Raw genomic sequence first — 14,742 nt, forward strand, 5'->3', positions numbered from 1 at the left:
AATACACATTAAAAAAGCAAAGATATTGATTTAACACAAATATAACTTAGGCTGATTATACTCTTACGCATAATCAGCCTATTTCGTGATCATCACTTATAATTCATTGAGATAACTCATCATAAAACGATGTCTCCAAATTAAAAGCCCGGCTCGACTTCGCGCATATCAGGCAGCTTATGAGCAATCCCTTTATGGCAGTCTATACAGGTTTTACCATCCGTAACGGCTTGGTCATGCATTTTGGCTGCAACCCCTTTTTGGGCTGTGAAATCCATATACTCAAAGTTGTGGCAGTTACGGCACTCCTGCGAGTCATTGTTTTTCATGCGCCGCCACTCACTTTGCGCCATGGCTAAACGGTGATCTTCAAATTTTTGCGGTGTATCGATAATGCCAAAAATTTTCCCGTATAACTCTTTACTGGCTTGGATTTTACGCACCATTTTCGGGCCAAATTCGTGAGGTACGTGGCAATCTGGGCAAGTTGCACGAACACCACTACGGTTAGTATAGTGAATTGTATCCATATATTCTTCATAGACATTTTCACGCATTTCGTGACAGCTAATACAAAATTCTTCAGTATTTGCCATCTCCATACCGGTGTTGAACCCGCCCCAGAAAATCACGCCACTGACAAAGCCAATTAGCAATAAAGTGCCTAATGCTAAACGGCTTGGTCTACGCCACCACTGCCATATACGTCCAATAATCCCAAACAAGCCTTTTTTCTTCGGCTTGTCGCCCGTTGTTGGTTTTTCGTTATTATTTGCCATAATTCCCCCTTATTTCCCAAAGCCTTTGGATGGGGTAAATGTGTTATCAATGATAGCCGGCGTATCAGATTGCGGTACATGGCACTGTAAACAGAAATAACGGTTTGGTGCGACTTCACCCAACACTTTCCCCGTGGCATCCATAAAGTGTGTTGGGCTAACACGCGGCGCACCTGTCGTACGGTAGTTTTCAACGCCGTGGCACTGTAAACAACGGTTTGTGTTGGTGGTAATTTGGTAACCATCCACACTATGTGGGATCATCGGTGGCTGGTTCACATAGTTTAGTGCCATTCTTTCTTGCTCTTTAGGAATATGAATACTTCCCTCAGTCGTACCAGACACTTCAGGTGATTGCGTCAAATCGACACCATTAGCAGCCCAAACTAGGCCACTAACAACAAAGAGCATACCTGCGATTGCGCGGCTTAGCGTCTTTTTCAGGACTGAATTTTTCATGATTTAGCTCCCGAGCTCCATCGTAGTGTTATTTTAAAAACATCCTCAGAACAGACGTCGATACAGCGACCGCACGTGATGCAGTCTTTATCGGAAATCAATGCTGGGGCTTGTTTATCGAGGACCGGGGCACGCAACACTTGCGGCTCCGGACAAACGTGGAAACAATCCATACAGCGGCTACAGTCTTTTTTATTCACCGCTGTGACGACCAGTGCGCCTTTACAACCCGCGACACCATACAGTGCGCCTAATGGGCAAAGGTGGCCGCACCATCCATGTTCCACTACCAATAAATCGAATAAAAACAGCGCTACTAAAACCAATGCGCCACTTCCAAAACCGAAAATTAAACTGCGCCCCATTAATGAAACTGGGTTTAGCCATTCCCACAGTAACGTGCCTGTCACCGCTGACCCCACTAAAATCACCACCAGCAACACATAACGAATGTAACGTGGAATGGTGGCAGATTGGTTCAGGTCAAACTTACGGCGCAGCCATGCCGCGGCGTCAGTTATCGGATTAACAGGGCAAACCCAACTGCAAAAAATGCGTTTACCTAATAGCGCATACACACCGAACACGATGGCGGCACCGATCAGCGCAGAGATCCCCGGTAAGTAACCACTTGCTAAGCTCTCTAACGTAATCAGTGGGTCGGTCAATGGCACAGTGTCTAACAATAAGCTGCTGCTATAGTTCCCGTGTAAGATCCACACACCAAACCATGGACCACTCAAAAACATCGCTAGCACCAATAATTGGCTGACACGCCTTAATACCAACCATTTGTGGCTCTGCCACCACCCTTTTTTTGCCTGAGCTTCACGTCCGGCGTCGCGTTTACGATTTGCCATTGTTTCCCTCCAGCCAACCAAAACGGTAATGATGGCCTAATTCACCTTTCGCCAAGTCTCTTGGCAACACTTTGATAGCCGCTTCTTCCAACACACAAGCTTGCTCGCATTTACCACAACCCGTGCAGTAATTGCTGTTTACGGTTGGTAAGAAACGCGCGTGTTTACCTGTTCGATGGTTTTGCTCAAGTTCCAATGTGATAGCTTCGTCAATAAGCGGACAAACGCGGTAACACACATCGCAACGCAACCCTTGGAAATTCAGACAGTTTTCTTGGTCAAGTAACACAGCCAAGCCCATACGCGCATCATTGATAGACTCAATGTCTTTATCCAGCGCGCCACTTGGGCACACTTTCGCGCAGGGAATGTCTTCACACATTTCACATGGATTTTCGCGGGCGATAAAATACGGTGTTCCCGCTGCCAGACCTGATGCCAATGTGGCTAATTTCAACATGTCATAAGGGCAGGCTTGAACGCATTGACCACAGCGCACACAGGCACTGGCAAATGCCGTTTCATTCAGCGCACCCGGCGGGCGAAGTCTCACACCGCTCGCTCGGGAGGTTTGTTGCTGAAGCCCCAGTACCACACCAACAGCCACTAACCCACCTGCTGCGCGACCTACATCACGCAAAAAGCGACGGCGACTATTCTGGGACTTAACCTTGTTAGGATTAGTTTTCTGGGGCATGAGCAATTACACCTTTTCCAGTTTAACGGCACATTTTTTGTAGTCCGTTTCTTTCGAAAGTGGGTCAGTCGCATCCAGTGTTAAGTTATTCACTAATTGCGCTGCATCAAAGAACGCCATGTACACCAAGCCTTTTGGTGGTCTATTACGGCCGCGAGTTTCAACGATAGTTGTCACATCACCGCGACGAGAAACCACTTTGACTTTGTCACCACGACGCAATCCACGGTCTTTCGCATCGAGTGGATGCATAAACACTAACGATTCAGGGAAAGCACGGTGCAATTCAGGCACACGGCGGGTCATACTACCGGTATGCCAATGTTCAAGGACACGCCCTGTTGATAACCACAGGTCATATTCTTTATCTGGTGATTCCGCGGCGGGCTCAAATGGCAGAGCAAAAATCACCGCTTTGCCGTCTGGTTTACCGTAGAATTGGTAACCTTCACCCGCTTTAACGTAAGGGTCATTCCCTTCGCTATAACGCCATTGAGTTTCTTTGCCATCCACCACTGGCCAACGGATACCGCGAGCTTTGTGGTAAGCATCAAAGTCCGCTAAGTCATGACCATGACCACGGCCAAACCCTGCGTACTCTTCAAATAAGCCTTTTTGTAAGTAGAAGCCTAACTCACGTGACTCATCGTTTAGCTGGTCATCTGCTAATTCGCTGATAGGGAATTTACTCACAGCTTCATTCGCAAATAAGACGTCGTACAACGTTTTACCACGCAGTTCTGGTTTTTTCGCCAGTAACTCTTCTGGCCACACTTCGTCAGTTTTAAAGCGTTTAGAGAATAACACCATCTGCATTAAGTCAGATTTAGCTTCGCCCGGCGCTTGAACTTGTTGGCGCCAGAATTGAGTACGACGCTCTGCGTTACCGTAAGCCCCTTCTTTCTCTACCCACATTGCGGTAGGTAAGATTAAGTCGGCAGCCAATGCACTGACCGTTGGGTATGGGTCAGATACCACGATAAAGTTACGCGGATCGCGCCACCCCGGCATACGCTCTTCGTTGATATTTGGGCCCGCTTGCATGTTGTTATTACACATGACCCAGTAGAAATTCAGCTTCCCGTCTTTTAGGGCACGGTCTTGTGCAACGGCGTGTAAACCCACTTTTTCTGGGATAGTGCCCGCAGGTAATCCCCAAACACCTTCTACTTTTTCACGGTGTTTTTCGTTAGTGACCACCATATCCGCAGGTAAACGGTGTGAGAAAGTTCCCACTTCACGTGCAGTACCACAGGCTGATGGCTGACCCGTTAAGGAGAACGGACCACAACCCGGTTGAGAAATTTTGCCGGTTAATAAGTGCAGGTTGTACGCAAGGTTATTTGCCCAAACACCACGAGTGTGCTGGTTAAAGCCCATTGTCCAGTAAGAAACCACTTTGGTTTTCGGGTTCGCATACAGCTCCGCTAATTCAACTAACTGGTCTTTTGGTACACCCGTCATTTCTGCGGTTTTGTCTAAGGTATATTCCGCAACGAAGGCTTTGTATTCATCCCATGTCATTGGTTCAGAGGCATCAGAACCTGCGTTTTTCGCGCTTTTTTCTAATGGGTGAGTCGGACGTAAACCATAACCGATGTCTGTTGCACCACGGCGTAAGTTAACGTGTTTATCCAAGAAATCCTGATTAACTGCATTATTTTCAATAATATAGTTCGCAATATAGTTCAAGATTACCAAGTCAGACTGCGGCGTAAATACAATGCCATTATCCGCAAGTTCAAAGCTACGGTGTTTAAACGTAGACAGCACCGCAACACGTACGTCTGGATTAGATAAACGACGGTTAGTAATGCGCGACCATAAAATCGGGTGCATTTCGGCCATGTTTGAGCCCCACAGAACGAAAGCATCTGCGTGCTCAATATCATCATAACAACCCATCGGTTCATCCATACCAAAGGTACGCATAAAACCGACTACCGCTGACGCCATACAGTGGCGCGCATTCGGGTCTAAGTTGTTAGAACGAAAACCACCTTTAAACAGTTTAGATGAGGCATAACCTTCCCAAACTGTCCATTGACCCGAACCGAACATGCCGATCCCTTCTGGGCCTTTTTCTTTTAAGGTGGTTTTGACTTTTTCTTCCATGACATCAAATGCTTGTTCCCACGTAATCGGAGTGAATTCGCCATTTTTGTCATATTCACCGTCTTTCATGCGCAGCATTGGCTGCGTTAAACGGTCTTTTCCGTACATGATTTTCGGTAAGAAATAACCTTTGATACAGTTTAGGCCACGGTTTACAGGGGCTTCAGGGTCACCTTGGCTCGCAACAATACGGCCATTTTGTGTGCCAACAAGGACACCACAACCTGTACCGCAGAAACGGCATGGGGCTTTGTCCCACTTAATGCTTTCTTGTTGACCGACGACCGCTTTCGCAATACTGGGTGTGCCAATACCTGCCGCCGCAGCAGCGGCCGCTATCGCATTGGCTTTCATAAAGCTACGACGACTGAGTTTCATAATCTTCCTCACCTTGCTCATCCTGCTGGTGATACACCAGCGAAACATCTAGCACGCCTTCTAAATCGCGTACTAAATCAATAGTATCTAACAACGTTTTACTGCCTTGCCCTTCAACAACGACAATCAGTTTTCCGTTTTCAGGGGCGCTAATCGCCACTTCACAGTTCGGAAACTGATTTATTTTCTCGGTCACAGCAGACATTCGTTCGCTTTTTATTTGTACAATCAAACTGCACACTTGATATTTACTGTGCATGTTCATGCTCCACGGTAATGGCTGATACAGGGCAACCTGCAACACAGGCACCACAGCCTGTACAGCCTTGTGTTTCTATTTTTGGCTGGTAAATACCTGCCAGTGACGGACGAAAAGAGATAACTTCAGGTTCACAACTGTCTTGGCAACGGCGGCATTCGATAGATTTAAATGCAAGGCAGTTTTGACCGATAGAAACGGTGATATCCCAAGGTTGGGTTTGTTGTGGCAGGAAAATAGGTTCAGGACAGGCGGTCGCACACGCGTAGCAAAAGGTACATTCGCCACGTTTAAAATCGACAACAGGGTATCCGCCTGCGCCAGCTTGCAAAATAGTCGTTTCACAACTTTCTACGCAAGCGTTGCAACGGGTACACTTTTCAATAAAGTGCGCTTCACTACCACTCCATGGCGGTCGAACCACTGGAGCGGCATTACGCCACGCACCAGTTAATACTCCCCGACGGGTGAGATCAACCATGTTTATTTCCTTTACATTGCCAACAAAATCGTAAAAAAGTACTGATAAACCGCAGTTTTTATATGTGTATTATTTATGAGAAATATTAACGATAGAGGTTAGAAAAATACATACTACCTAGTAGGTAAAAGGAGTAATAACACGACTTACAACTGAAAATCACCGTATCCGAATTCCTGATAACTTTTGAATATCAAAACGACTAAAATCAGGGAATACCGACAATTTTTTAATTATTTTTTAACAATCATTCAATATAGATATTTAATTTAGACGCGAGTTTTAATGTTCTAAGTTTAAATTAACACCAATATCTACCACCAAAGTGGTAGATGTAATGTCATTTTGAAAAAAATTAATTGCAAGTTTTTTGATATTACGCACGATTTATTTCTTATTTTACTTTGCGAAATATAAAAAGGATCACATCAAAAGATAATACTATTAAAAATCAATTTATTATATAAAACAAACCTCATGGGTAAAAATAAGAATCATTACTAAATAATTACCCTAAATGATCAATTTAAAACTAGTCAATAATAACTATAGCAGTTTCTTTAATACTCCGTATTTATTATTTATCTGCATTCTATTTCTTTAATCCAAATTATCTTTTGATCAAAAACAATATTTTTTGTGTGGTTTTTTGTTACACATATAAGTTGGCAATGTCTTGATAGCATCTGTCTGTTTGCTATCAAACCTATATAACAAAAAATACCCAAAATCGTTCGGGCAGGATTACCCCCTAAAATAATCGCTCGAAACATGAAGGGATGGTTGGCTCACATTACTCGAGGCCCTTTTTATGGCAAACATAAGAAATAATGTACTGTGCTTACTGAGTCTAATTGCAGGAATATTTCTCTTTACCTCTGTTCATGCACAAACCCCTACTCCGACTAAGGATGGCACCTCCACAATAAATACACGAAATGAAACTTTCGAAGCCGCTCACCCAGACCAATACCACTCTTGGCGAGCAACCTCTGAACAAGCTAACCGCGAAGATGCCCTGGCAGAAGATCCGCGTTTAGTGATTCTTTGGGCAGGATACCCATTCTCCCGTGACTATAACAAACCACGGGGTCATGCGTATGCCATCATTGATGTGCGCGAAACATTGCGTACAGGCGCACCAAAAGATGCACAAGATGGCCCTCTACCGATGGCTTGTTGGAGCTGTAAAAGCCCCGATGTTGCAAGACTTATTCAAGAACATGGTGAAGATGGCTATTTTGAAGGTAAATGGGCAAAAGGTGGCCCAGAAGTCGTTAATGTTCTCGGTTGCGGTGACTGCCACAAAACTGACTCCCCTGATTTTGCGAAAGGAAAACCTGAGCTCACCCTAACGCGCCCTTATGCAGAGCGTGCGATGGAAACCATTGGTAAACCATTCGACCAAGCGAGCCGCTTTGATCAACAATCCATGGTGTGTGGTCAATGCCACGTTGAGTACTATTTCTCTGGCGACAAAAAAGCCGTTAAGTTCCCGTGGGATAACGGAACCAAAGTCGAAGAAATGGAAGTGTACTACGACAACATCGGTTTCTCTGATTGGACAAATACACTCTCTAAAGCGCCACTGTTAAAAGCACAACACCCTGAATATGAAACATGGAGCGCAGGCATTCACGGTAAAAACAATGTGACTTGTATTGATTGCCACATGCCGAAACTGCAAAACGAAAAAGGCGAACTGTATACCAGCCATAAAATTGGTAACCCGTTCGATAATTTCGAGCAAACCTGTAGCAACTGCCACACTCAAAGCAAACAACAGCTGCAAGATGTCGTTGCAGAGCGTAAACATGCTATCCAAGAAATGAAAATCAAAGTGGAAGATCAGTTAGTTCGTGCTCACTTTGAGGCGAAAGCCGCTTGGGATGCAGGTGCAACGGAAGACGAAATGAAGCCAATCCTAACCGATATTCGCCATGCACAATGGCGCTGGGACTTAGCGATTGCGTCTCACGGTATCCATATGCATGCCCCTGATGAAGGCTTACGCATGTTAGGTGGCGCAATGGATAAAGCCGCGGATGCACGGACTAAACTTGCTCGTCTGCTTGGTTCGAAAGGCATCACCCATGAAATTGCCATCCCAGATATTTCCACTAAAGAAAAAGCGCAAAAAGCCATTGGTTTAGACATGCAAAAAATCAATGCTGAGAAACAAGAGTTCTTAAAAACTGTTGTTCCACAGTGGGATGAACAAGCTCGTAAAAATGACCTATTAGCCAAATAACCGCATTTGCCCCGATGATAAGGGGCAATACAACCAATGGAGTAATTATGAGCGTACTACGTTCGTTATTCACTGCTGGGGTGCTGGCAACAGGCTTATTATGGGCAGCTGCCGCCTCCGCTACACCTCAAATTGCTGAGGAAAATGCTGATGGCCGTTGGGTTGTCACACAGCAACGCAGCGCTGATGGTGCATGCTTAGATTGCCACAAGCCTGACAAAGAAGGCATGCACGGCACGCACTCAGAAGTGGTCAACCCAAACAATAACTTACCCGTGACTTGTACCAACTGCCACGGTAACCCAGGGCCTGATCACCGCGAAGGCGTAAAAGATGTTATGCGCTTCAATAACCCGATGTACACGGTGGAACAGCAAAACAGTGTCTGTTTATCTTGCCACTTACCGGAGCAACTACAAAAAGCATTCTGGCCCCATGATGTCCACGTGACAAAAGTGGCCTGTGCCAGTTGCCATGACCTCCATCCAAAACAAGATACGATGAAGGTACTGACCGATAAAGGCAAAGTGAAGATTTGTGTTGATTGCCACTCTGAGCAGCGCGACAACCCTGCTTTCAACCCAGCAGCGGTGAAATTGCGTAAGGAGCAGCCATGAGTTGTTCTCGTCGTCAATTCATTATTTATTCAGGAGCACTGGCGGCGGTAGGAGGGATGGCTGGCCAAACTCTGGCGAATACCATGAAAATAGACGGCGTTCGCTACGGTATGATCCACGATGAAAATTTGTGTATCGGCTGTACGGCATGCATGGATGCGTGCCGCGAGGTAAACCAAGTCCCAGAGGGTGTTTCACGGTTAACCATTATTCGTAGTGAACCCATCGGCCAGTTTCCAGATGTCAAATATCGCTTCTTTCGCCATTCATGCCAACACTGCGAAAGTGCACCTTGTGTTGATGTCTGCCCAACAGGCGCTTCCTTTATCGATAAAACCACAGGGATTGTGGATGTAAACCCAGACTTGTGCGTGGGCTGCCAATACTGCATCGCGGCATGCCCTTACCGTGTGCGGTTTATTCACCCAGTCAATAAAACAGCGGATAAATGCGATTTTTGTCGAAAAACCAATCTGAAAAATGGCAAGCAACCTGCTTGTGTTGAGTCTTGCCCAACCAAAGCACTCACATTTGGTAATTTGGACGATCCGAAGAGTGATATTTCTTTGATGTTAAAAGAGAAACCTACTTATCGATTTAAAATCGCACTTGGTACTCACCCCAAAATGTACCGAGTTCCATTCAAATATGGGGAGGTTAGCCAATGACAACCGCTTCTGCTTTCCATTTTGAATCACTGGTTTGGGACTGGCCTATCGCGGTTTACCTATTTTTAATCGGTATTTCTGCGGGCTTGGTTGTATTAGCCGTGTTATTGCGCCAGTACTACCCTAACGCCGCTGGCAGTGACAGCACCTTAATGCGCACGACCCTGATTTTAGCGCCAACCACCATTGTGCTGGGCTTATTGATTTTGATTCTCCATTTAACACGTCCATGGACGTTTTGGAAATTGATGTTCCATTACAGCCCAACCTCCGTCATGTCGATGGGGGTAATGCTATTCCAAGTGTATATGGCGGTCTTAGTGGTTTGGCTGGCTAAAATTTATGAAACCGAACTGATTGGCTTGCAACAAAAATGGCTGCCGAAACTCAGCATCATTCCTCGAGTCTTAGCAATGCTCACCCGAGTGATGCGCTTTCTCGATATCATTATGCTGGTTTTAGCGGTATTGCTGGGCGCTTATACAGGCTTCTTGCTATCAGCCTTAAAATCTTATCCGTTCTTAAACAATCCATTATTACCTGCTTTATTCCTATTCTCTGGAATATCGTCAGGAATTGCCGTGTCATTAATTGCATTAGCATTACGCTATCGCAAAAATATTCATAACCCAGAAGCTGCCTTTTTGCATCGCGTAGAAGGGTTTGTAATTTGGTTAGAGATATTCCTATTGGCGGCATTTTTTGTCGGCTTAGCCTTAGGTGATGACGGTAAAATTCGTTCATTAGTTGCTGCATTAGGCGGCGGATTCTGGACGTGGTGGTTCTGGATTGGTGTGGTTGGATTCGGTTTTATTATCCCATTAGCCTTAAAAAAATGGGCGGATAAAAGCCACGGTGCAGCAAGAATTTTGCTGGTAAGTGGTGCAAGTTTATTCGGCGTATTTTGCCTGCGTTTTTTTGTGTTATATGCAGGGCAATTGACGGTTGCATAATTTATTCAAGAATAAAGGTGATAATTGGAACTAATACTCCCAGAAGTGGGTTTCATCTGCCTTGTGCTGGCGCTGGGTCTCACCAGTTTCCAAGCATTATTTGGGTTTATTGGTCACTTCAGACATGTTCCGAGGCAGATGCCTCAGAACGTGTTTTGGACATCTTTGCAGTTTATCCTATTGCTCGGCGCGTATATTTGTTTAACCGTCAGTTTTATTAACAGTGATTTTTCGGTGGTTTATGTTGCTCAACATAGCCACCGACTCTCTCCGTTATCCATCAAAATTGCCGCTGTTTGGGGCGGGCACGAAGGGTCATTATTCCTCTGGTTACTGTTTATCTCCGCTTGGAGTACCTTATTTGCGTGGCGCTACCGTCAGCAAAATCACCCATTATTTTCATTAACGCTTACCCTACTCGCCATTGTTAATGCGGCTTTATTGCTGTTTATTGTTCTGTACTCCGACCCTTTCGCACGTATTTTCCCTCCAGCAATTGAAGGGAGAGATCTCAACCCAATGCTGCAACATTGGGGCTTAATCCTGCACCCCCCACTTCTTTATTTAGGTTATAGCGGGTTAATCGTGGTTTGTGCTGTAGTCATTGGCTCTCTTTTATCTAATGCCTTTAATGCAACAACCGCTTGGGTTTGCTGGCGCTTCCTCGTACCTAGTTGGTGTATACTCACTCTCGGTATCATCCTTGGCTCATGGTGGGCTTATAGTGAGTTGGGCTGGGGTGGATGGTGGTTTTGGGATCCTGTCGAAAACGCATCTTTGTTACCGTGGCTGAGTGCTACCGCACTCCTTCATAGCTTAGCCGTATCACGTAAAAATGGGCTCTATCGCCATTGGTCAATATTACTCGCTATCGCAACATTTATTCTGTCATTATTAGGAACACTGATAGTCCGTTCCGGCATTTTAATGTCTGTACACGCCTTCGCATTAGACAATGTAAGAGCCGTCCCGCTCTTTATATTATTCAGTTTTTTAAGTCTCTCCAGCTTACTTATCTATGGGTGGAAGGCCAAAGTAGCTGACAGTACAAACCAAGAAAAAACACAGCGTGAAGTTTATTTATTACTCACATTAATCTTATTCGTCGCCGTGCTATTTATTGTACTCACAGGTACGCTGTACCCAATGATTTATACGCTATTTAGCTGGGGTAAAATTTCGGTTGGCGCGCCCTACTTCAACCAAACCTTATTGCCATTTGGCATCCTGATGTTGCTGGTAATCACATTAAGTGCATTTAATCCTAATCAGAAAAAACACCGTATTCTTTATATTGCACTTTTCTGCTTATTACTTGGCCTAGTGTTAGCGTCACAAGGTGCTATTATCGCGATAGCCTGTAGTTTATTAGTGGCTATTTTGTTGATTTTATGGTTAAAACCCTTACAAACGATCCGCCAACAGCTTCCGGCTTTACTAGCGCATACTGGCGTGGTTATTTTTGCTGCGGGTATTGCCTTATCCGTCGGTAGCCGTCAAGAAACCAGTGTCAATCTGGCCGTTGGGCAAACCATCACATTGGCAGGCTATCAATTTAAATTTACTGATTTACAACTTGCTGCACAATCGAATTACACCACTGAAAAAGCCATTATCCATATTACTCAAGAGGACCAATTTCAACATGATTTAATTACCGAACGCCGTTTTTATTTGGCTCGGCAACAATTAATGATAGAACCTGGTATCAACTGGGGATGGCTTCGTAACTGGTATGCCGTGCTCGGTGAGAAAACCAGTGACCAACATTATGCAATGCGCTTTTATGTGCAAGATGGTATTCAATGGATATGGGGCGGTGGCATATTCATGTGCCTAGGGCTGTTATTTGGCTGGATACGAGGGCGAAAAAAACATGGTTAATCTCTTACGCGCCCTATTTTTATTATTGATTTCAATGGTCGCAAATGCGCAAATTGTCGATACTTGGCAATTTAATTCTGCTGAAGAACAAGAATATTCTTTGCAGATTGCCTCACAACTGCGTTGCCCTCAATGCCAAAATCAAAATCTATTAGAGTCTAACGCCCCTACCGCTGTCAGTATGCGCCATCAAGTGTATAAAATGGTGTCAGAAGGAAAAGATCAAACCCAAATAGTGCAGTATATGACTGACCGCTACGGTGATTTTGTCCTGTACAATCCGCCTATTAATTTCACCACCGCCATTCTTTGGATATTGCCTTTTTTTGCATTTTGTCTGATTTCTTACTACCTCATACACGCCATTCGTACCCAACGAAAACAAGGGTCGCCACAATCATCAGTAAGCCAGCCAGAACAATTACTGGCTATGCCTGAATTAAATTCGCAACTAAATATATGGAATCGCAAACTCAATATTTCACTCATCGTATTATTCGCAGGCATTACGGCAAGCTATTTTTTATTGCCCCGTTTTCAATTAACTTATAATGAATACCAACGTATTTCTGACCCAATAAACGCCTTTACGCCATTAGAACAAGAACAAAATGACTTATTACGCCTACAAAATGATATTCGTCAATCTCCTGAAAACGGTGAGCTTTGGGCCGTTCTTGGGGAGTATTATTTATACCAAAATAGCTTTGATAATGCGTTAATCGCCTACCAGAGAGCCTTAAAATACACAGGTGAAAATGCACAGTTGTATTCCGCTATTGCCACTGTTTTATACTATCAAGCGGGCCAGCACCTAACAGATGATACCTTAGCCGTTATCAACAAAGCACTCAGCCTTGATAATAATGAAGTGACTGCACTTATGTTACTCGCTTCTGATGCGTTTATGAATGCAAACTATGATAAAGCCATTCGAATTTGGCAAACCTTACTCGATAGCAATAGTCCTCGGATTAATCGAGCCCAACTTATTGAAGCTATTCAAATGGCAAAAATCATGAATAATAAACAATAATAACTTTATTCTAATATTGCTAACCTTAGGTATTAATACATGCTAATCTATCACTAAGTGATATTTCCCCTCAAAAGGATGACAATCTATTTAAATATGTAATTTTTCGTTTCTTATTGATTGTCATTATTTCCTTCCTCTATTACTTAAAAAAAATTTATGCTAGATTGAATGAAATCAGCATTTCTTAATATGTACGCGTAAAATACCGTAAGTAATTTAGTCATATAATCTATATATACTAATTATATTAACTATTTTTAGCTACGCATTATTAGGAATAATTAAAATAACTACACATAGAAATAAACACTATGAAAAATAAAATATTTTCATTTTTAGTCATTGGCCTTATAGCTGGCGCTTCGTTTGTCGCTGGTGTTGCCAGCAACTATACACCGGATTTAGATATTGTTTCTAAATCACAAAAAGCGGTGGAAGACTTCTTAGCTTTTCCGAAAACAGCGGAATATAAAAACGTTAAATATCATGAAATAAGAGAAACTCTAGACCATGGTATGCTAGGTTATGTTTGTGGGGAAGTGCTCATTTTTACTGCACAAAACACTTATAGCTTTAAGCGATTTGTTGTTAAAACATACCTGCATCAAGATGGGCGTAATGTGGTTTCCATTCCACTAATCGACAGTGATGAGAAAGAGTTTCCAAATGATGATTTTAATATTCTTTGGAATAAATATTGCAATAATTAACAAAACGTAAATATTTCACACTTCATATTTATGATTTAACTTAATTAAAAAAGTAAGAAGCATATATATTAAATATAAATTTGATACCAAATAACCTTGGCAATACCTAGACTTACCCATTTTAAAAAAATAACAAAGCCCCATATAGCGTTAATGTGACCACTAATATTTGGAAAACATATTATTAAAGATCACCTCACAGCCATGGGGCTTTATTTTTATTTGCAACTCTCTGAGTTTTGGCAACAGCAAGAGGAAGATCCTGTAATTGCAGCTTCTTGGATCGGTGGGCATTTAACTGAGCCATAAGAACAAAAAACGCAGCAATCCCCTTTTAATGGTTTCAACAAAACACCACAATGTTTGCATTCATAAAACCATTGGCATGCATCCGTTGGCATTTCTTCCGTTTCAGATTTCCCGCATTCAGGGCAGGTAATTGTGGACATTAATTCTATTTGTTGGTTGTTCATTTCCTCTCCGTACATCCCAGTCTCATTATTGTTTATCTTATGATGATAGCGTGAATTTACCCTGATTTCCTTGAGCTAAATGCAGAACAAGATAAAAATTACTATTCTGATAGTAATTC

Annotated in this window: 15 protein-coding genes; 7 read left to right on the top strand and 8 right to left on the bottom strand. The window is 43.4% G+C overall.

What is annotated here, in order from left to right; genetic code table 11:
• Positions 1-140: 140 nt before the first annotated feature.
• From napC to napF, 7 genes are read right to left on the bottom strand one after another with little or no spacing between them, the layout of a single operon-like run.
• On the bottom strand, positions 141-779 hold the full coding sequence (napC, locus tag AC4IFO_RS09365; RefSeq protein WP_490733742.1) for a cytochrome c-type protein NapC: 639 nt from the start codon (positions 777-779) through the stop codon (positions 141-143).
• Between the two features lie 9 nt (positions 780-788).
• The gene (gene napB / locus AC4IFO_RS09370) at positions 789-1,238 is read right to left on the bottom strand and encodes a nitrate reductase cytochrome c-type subunit (protein ID WP_273803967.1); all 450 of its coding nucleotides are present in this window, start codon (positions 1,236-1,238) and stop codon (positions 789-791) included.
• The gene (gene napH, locus AC4IFO_RS09375) at positions 1,235-2,098 is read right to left on the bottom strand and encodes a quinol dehydrogenase ferredoxin subunit NapH (protein WP_273803968.1); all 864 of its coding nucleotides are present in this window, start codon (positions 2,096-2,098) and stop codon (positions 1,235-1,237) included. Before napH ends, napB begins: the two co-directional genes overlap by 4 nt.
• On the bottom strand, positions 2,085-2,795 hold the full coding sequence (gene napG, locus AC4IFO_RS09380) for a ferredoxin-type protein NapG (RefSeq protein ID WP_219246330.1): 711 nt from the start codon (positions 2,793-2,795) through the stop codon (positions 2,085-2,087). The genes napH and napG overlap by 14 nt, the downstream gene beginning before the upstream one ends.
• Positions 2,796-2,801: 6 nt before the next feature.
• The gene (gene napA, locus AC4IFO_RS09385; RefSeq protein WP_353242170.1) at positions 2,802-5,288 is read right to left on the bottom strand and encodes a nitrate reductase catalytic subunit NapA; all 2,487 of its coding nucleotides are present in this window, start codon (positions 5,286-5,288) and stop codon (positions 2,802-2,804) included.
• Positions 5,269-5,547, bottom strand: coding sequence for a chaperone NapD (napD, locus tag AC4IFO_RS09390; protein WP_273803969.1), 279 nt, complete (start codon positions 5,545-5,547; stop codon positions 5,269-5,271). The genes napA and napD overlap by 20 nt, the downstream gene beginning before the upstream one ends.
• Positions 5,537-6,028: a ferredoxin-type protein NapF gene (gene napF, locus AC4IFO_RS09395; protein ID WP_490733746.1), complete on the bottom strand. Its 492-nt coding sequence runs from the start codon at positions 6,026-6,028 to the stop codon at positions 5,537-5,539. The genes napD and napF overlap by 11 nt, the downstream gene beginning before the upstream one ends.
• Before the next feature lie 811 nt (positions 6,029-6,839).
• Here napF and nrfA point away from each other — a divergent pair.
• The 7 genes from nrfA (at position 6,840) to AC4IFO_RS09430 (ending at position 14,150) form a co-directional block, all read left to right on the top strand.
• Positions 6,840-8,279, top strand: coding sequence for an ammonia-forming nitrite reductase cytochrome c552 subunit (gene nrfA, locus AC4IFO_RS09400; protein ID WP_490733748.1), 1,440 nt, complete (start codon positions 6,840-6,842; stop codon positions 8,277-8,279).
• A gap of 47 nt (positions 8,280-8,326) precedes the next feature.
• Positions 8,327-8,896 carry a cytochrome c nitrite reductase pentaheme subunit gene (gene nrfB / locus AC4IFO_RS09405; RefSeq protein WP_219246320.1) on the top strand — a complete coding sequence of 190 codons (570 nt, stop codon included), beginning with the start codon at positions 8,327-8,329 and terminating at the stop codon, positions 8,894-8,896.
• Positions 8,893-9,564, top strand: coding sequence for a cytochrome c nitrite reductase Fe-S protein (nrfC, locus tag AC4IFO_RS09410; RefSeq protein WP_490733751.1), 672 nt, complete (start codon positions 8,893-8,895; stop codon positions 9,562-9,564). Before nrfB ends, nrfC begins: the two co-directional genes overlap by 4 nt.
• On the top strand, positions 9,561-10,517 hold the full coding sequence (nrfD, locus tag AC4IFO_RS09415; protein WP_490733753.1) for a cytochrome c nitrite reductase subunit NrfD: 957 nt from the start codon (positions 9,561-9,563) through the stop codon (positions 10,515-10,517). Before nrfC ends, nrfD begins: the two co-directional genes overlap by 4 nt.
• 24 nt (positions 10,518-10,541) lie before the next feature.
• The gene (locus AC4IFO_RS09420; protein WP_490733755.1) at positions 10,542-12,401 is read left to right on the top strand and encodes a heme lyase CcmF/NrfE family subunit; all 1,860 of its coding nucleotides are present in this window, start codon (positions 10,542-10,544) and stop codon (positions 12,399-12,401) included.
• Positions 12,394-13,437, top strand: coding sequence for a heme lyase NrfEFG subunit NrfF (gene nrfF / locus AC4IFO_RS09425; protein ID WP_490733757.1), 1,044 nt, complete (start codon positions 12,394-12,396; stop codon positions 13,435-13,437). Before AC4IFO_RS09420 ends, nrfF begins: the two co-directional genes overlap by 8 nt.
• 314 nt (positions 13,438-13,751) lie before the next feature.
• Positions 13,752-14,150: a hypothetical protein gene (locus tag AC4IFO_RS09430; protein ID WP_490733759.1), complete on the top strand. Its 399-nt coding sequence runs from the start codon at positions 13,752-13,754 to the stop codon at positions 14,148-14,150.
• Positions 14,151-14,368: 218 nt separating this feature from the next.
• Here the strand turns inward: AC4IFO_RS09430 and AC4IFO_RS09435 are convergent, their stop codons facing one another.
• Complete coding sequence (locus AC4IFO_RS09435) at positions 14,369-14,623, bottom strand: GDCCVxC domain-containing (seleno)protein (protein ID WP_490733761.1); 255 nt, start codon at positions 14,621-14,623, stop codon at positions 14,369-14,371.
• Between the last annotated feature and the right edge of the window lie 119 nt (positions 14,624-14,742).

The sequence above is a fragment of the Providencia sp. UF-224 genome (genome assembly GCF_058245955.1).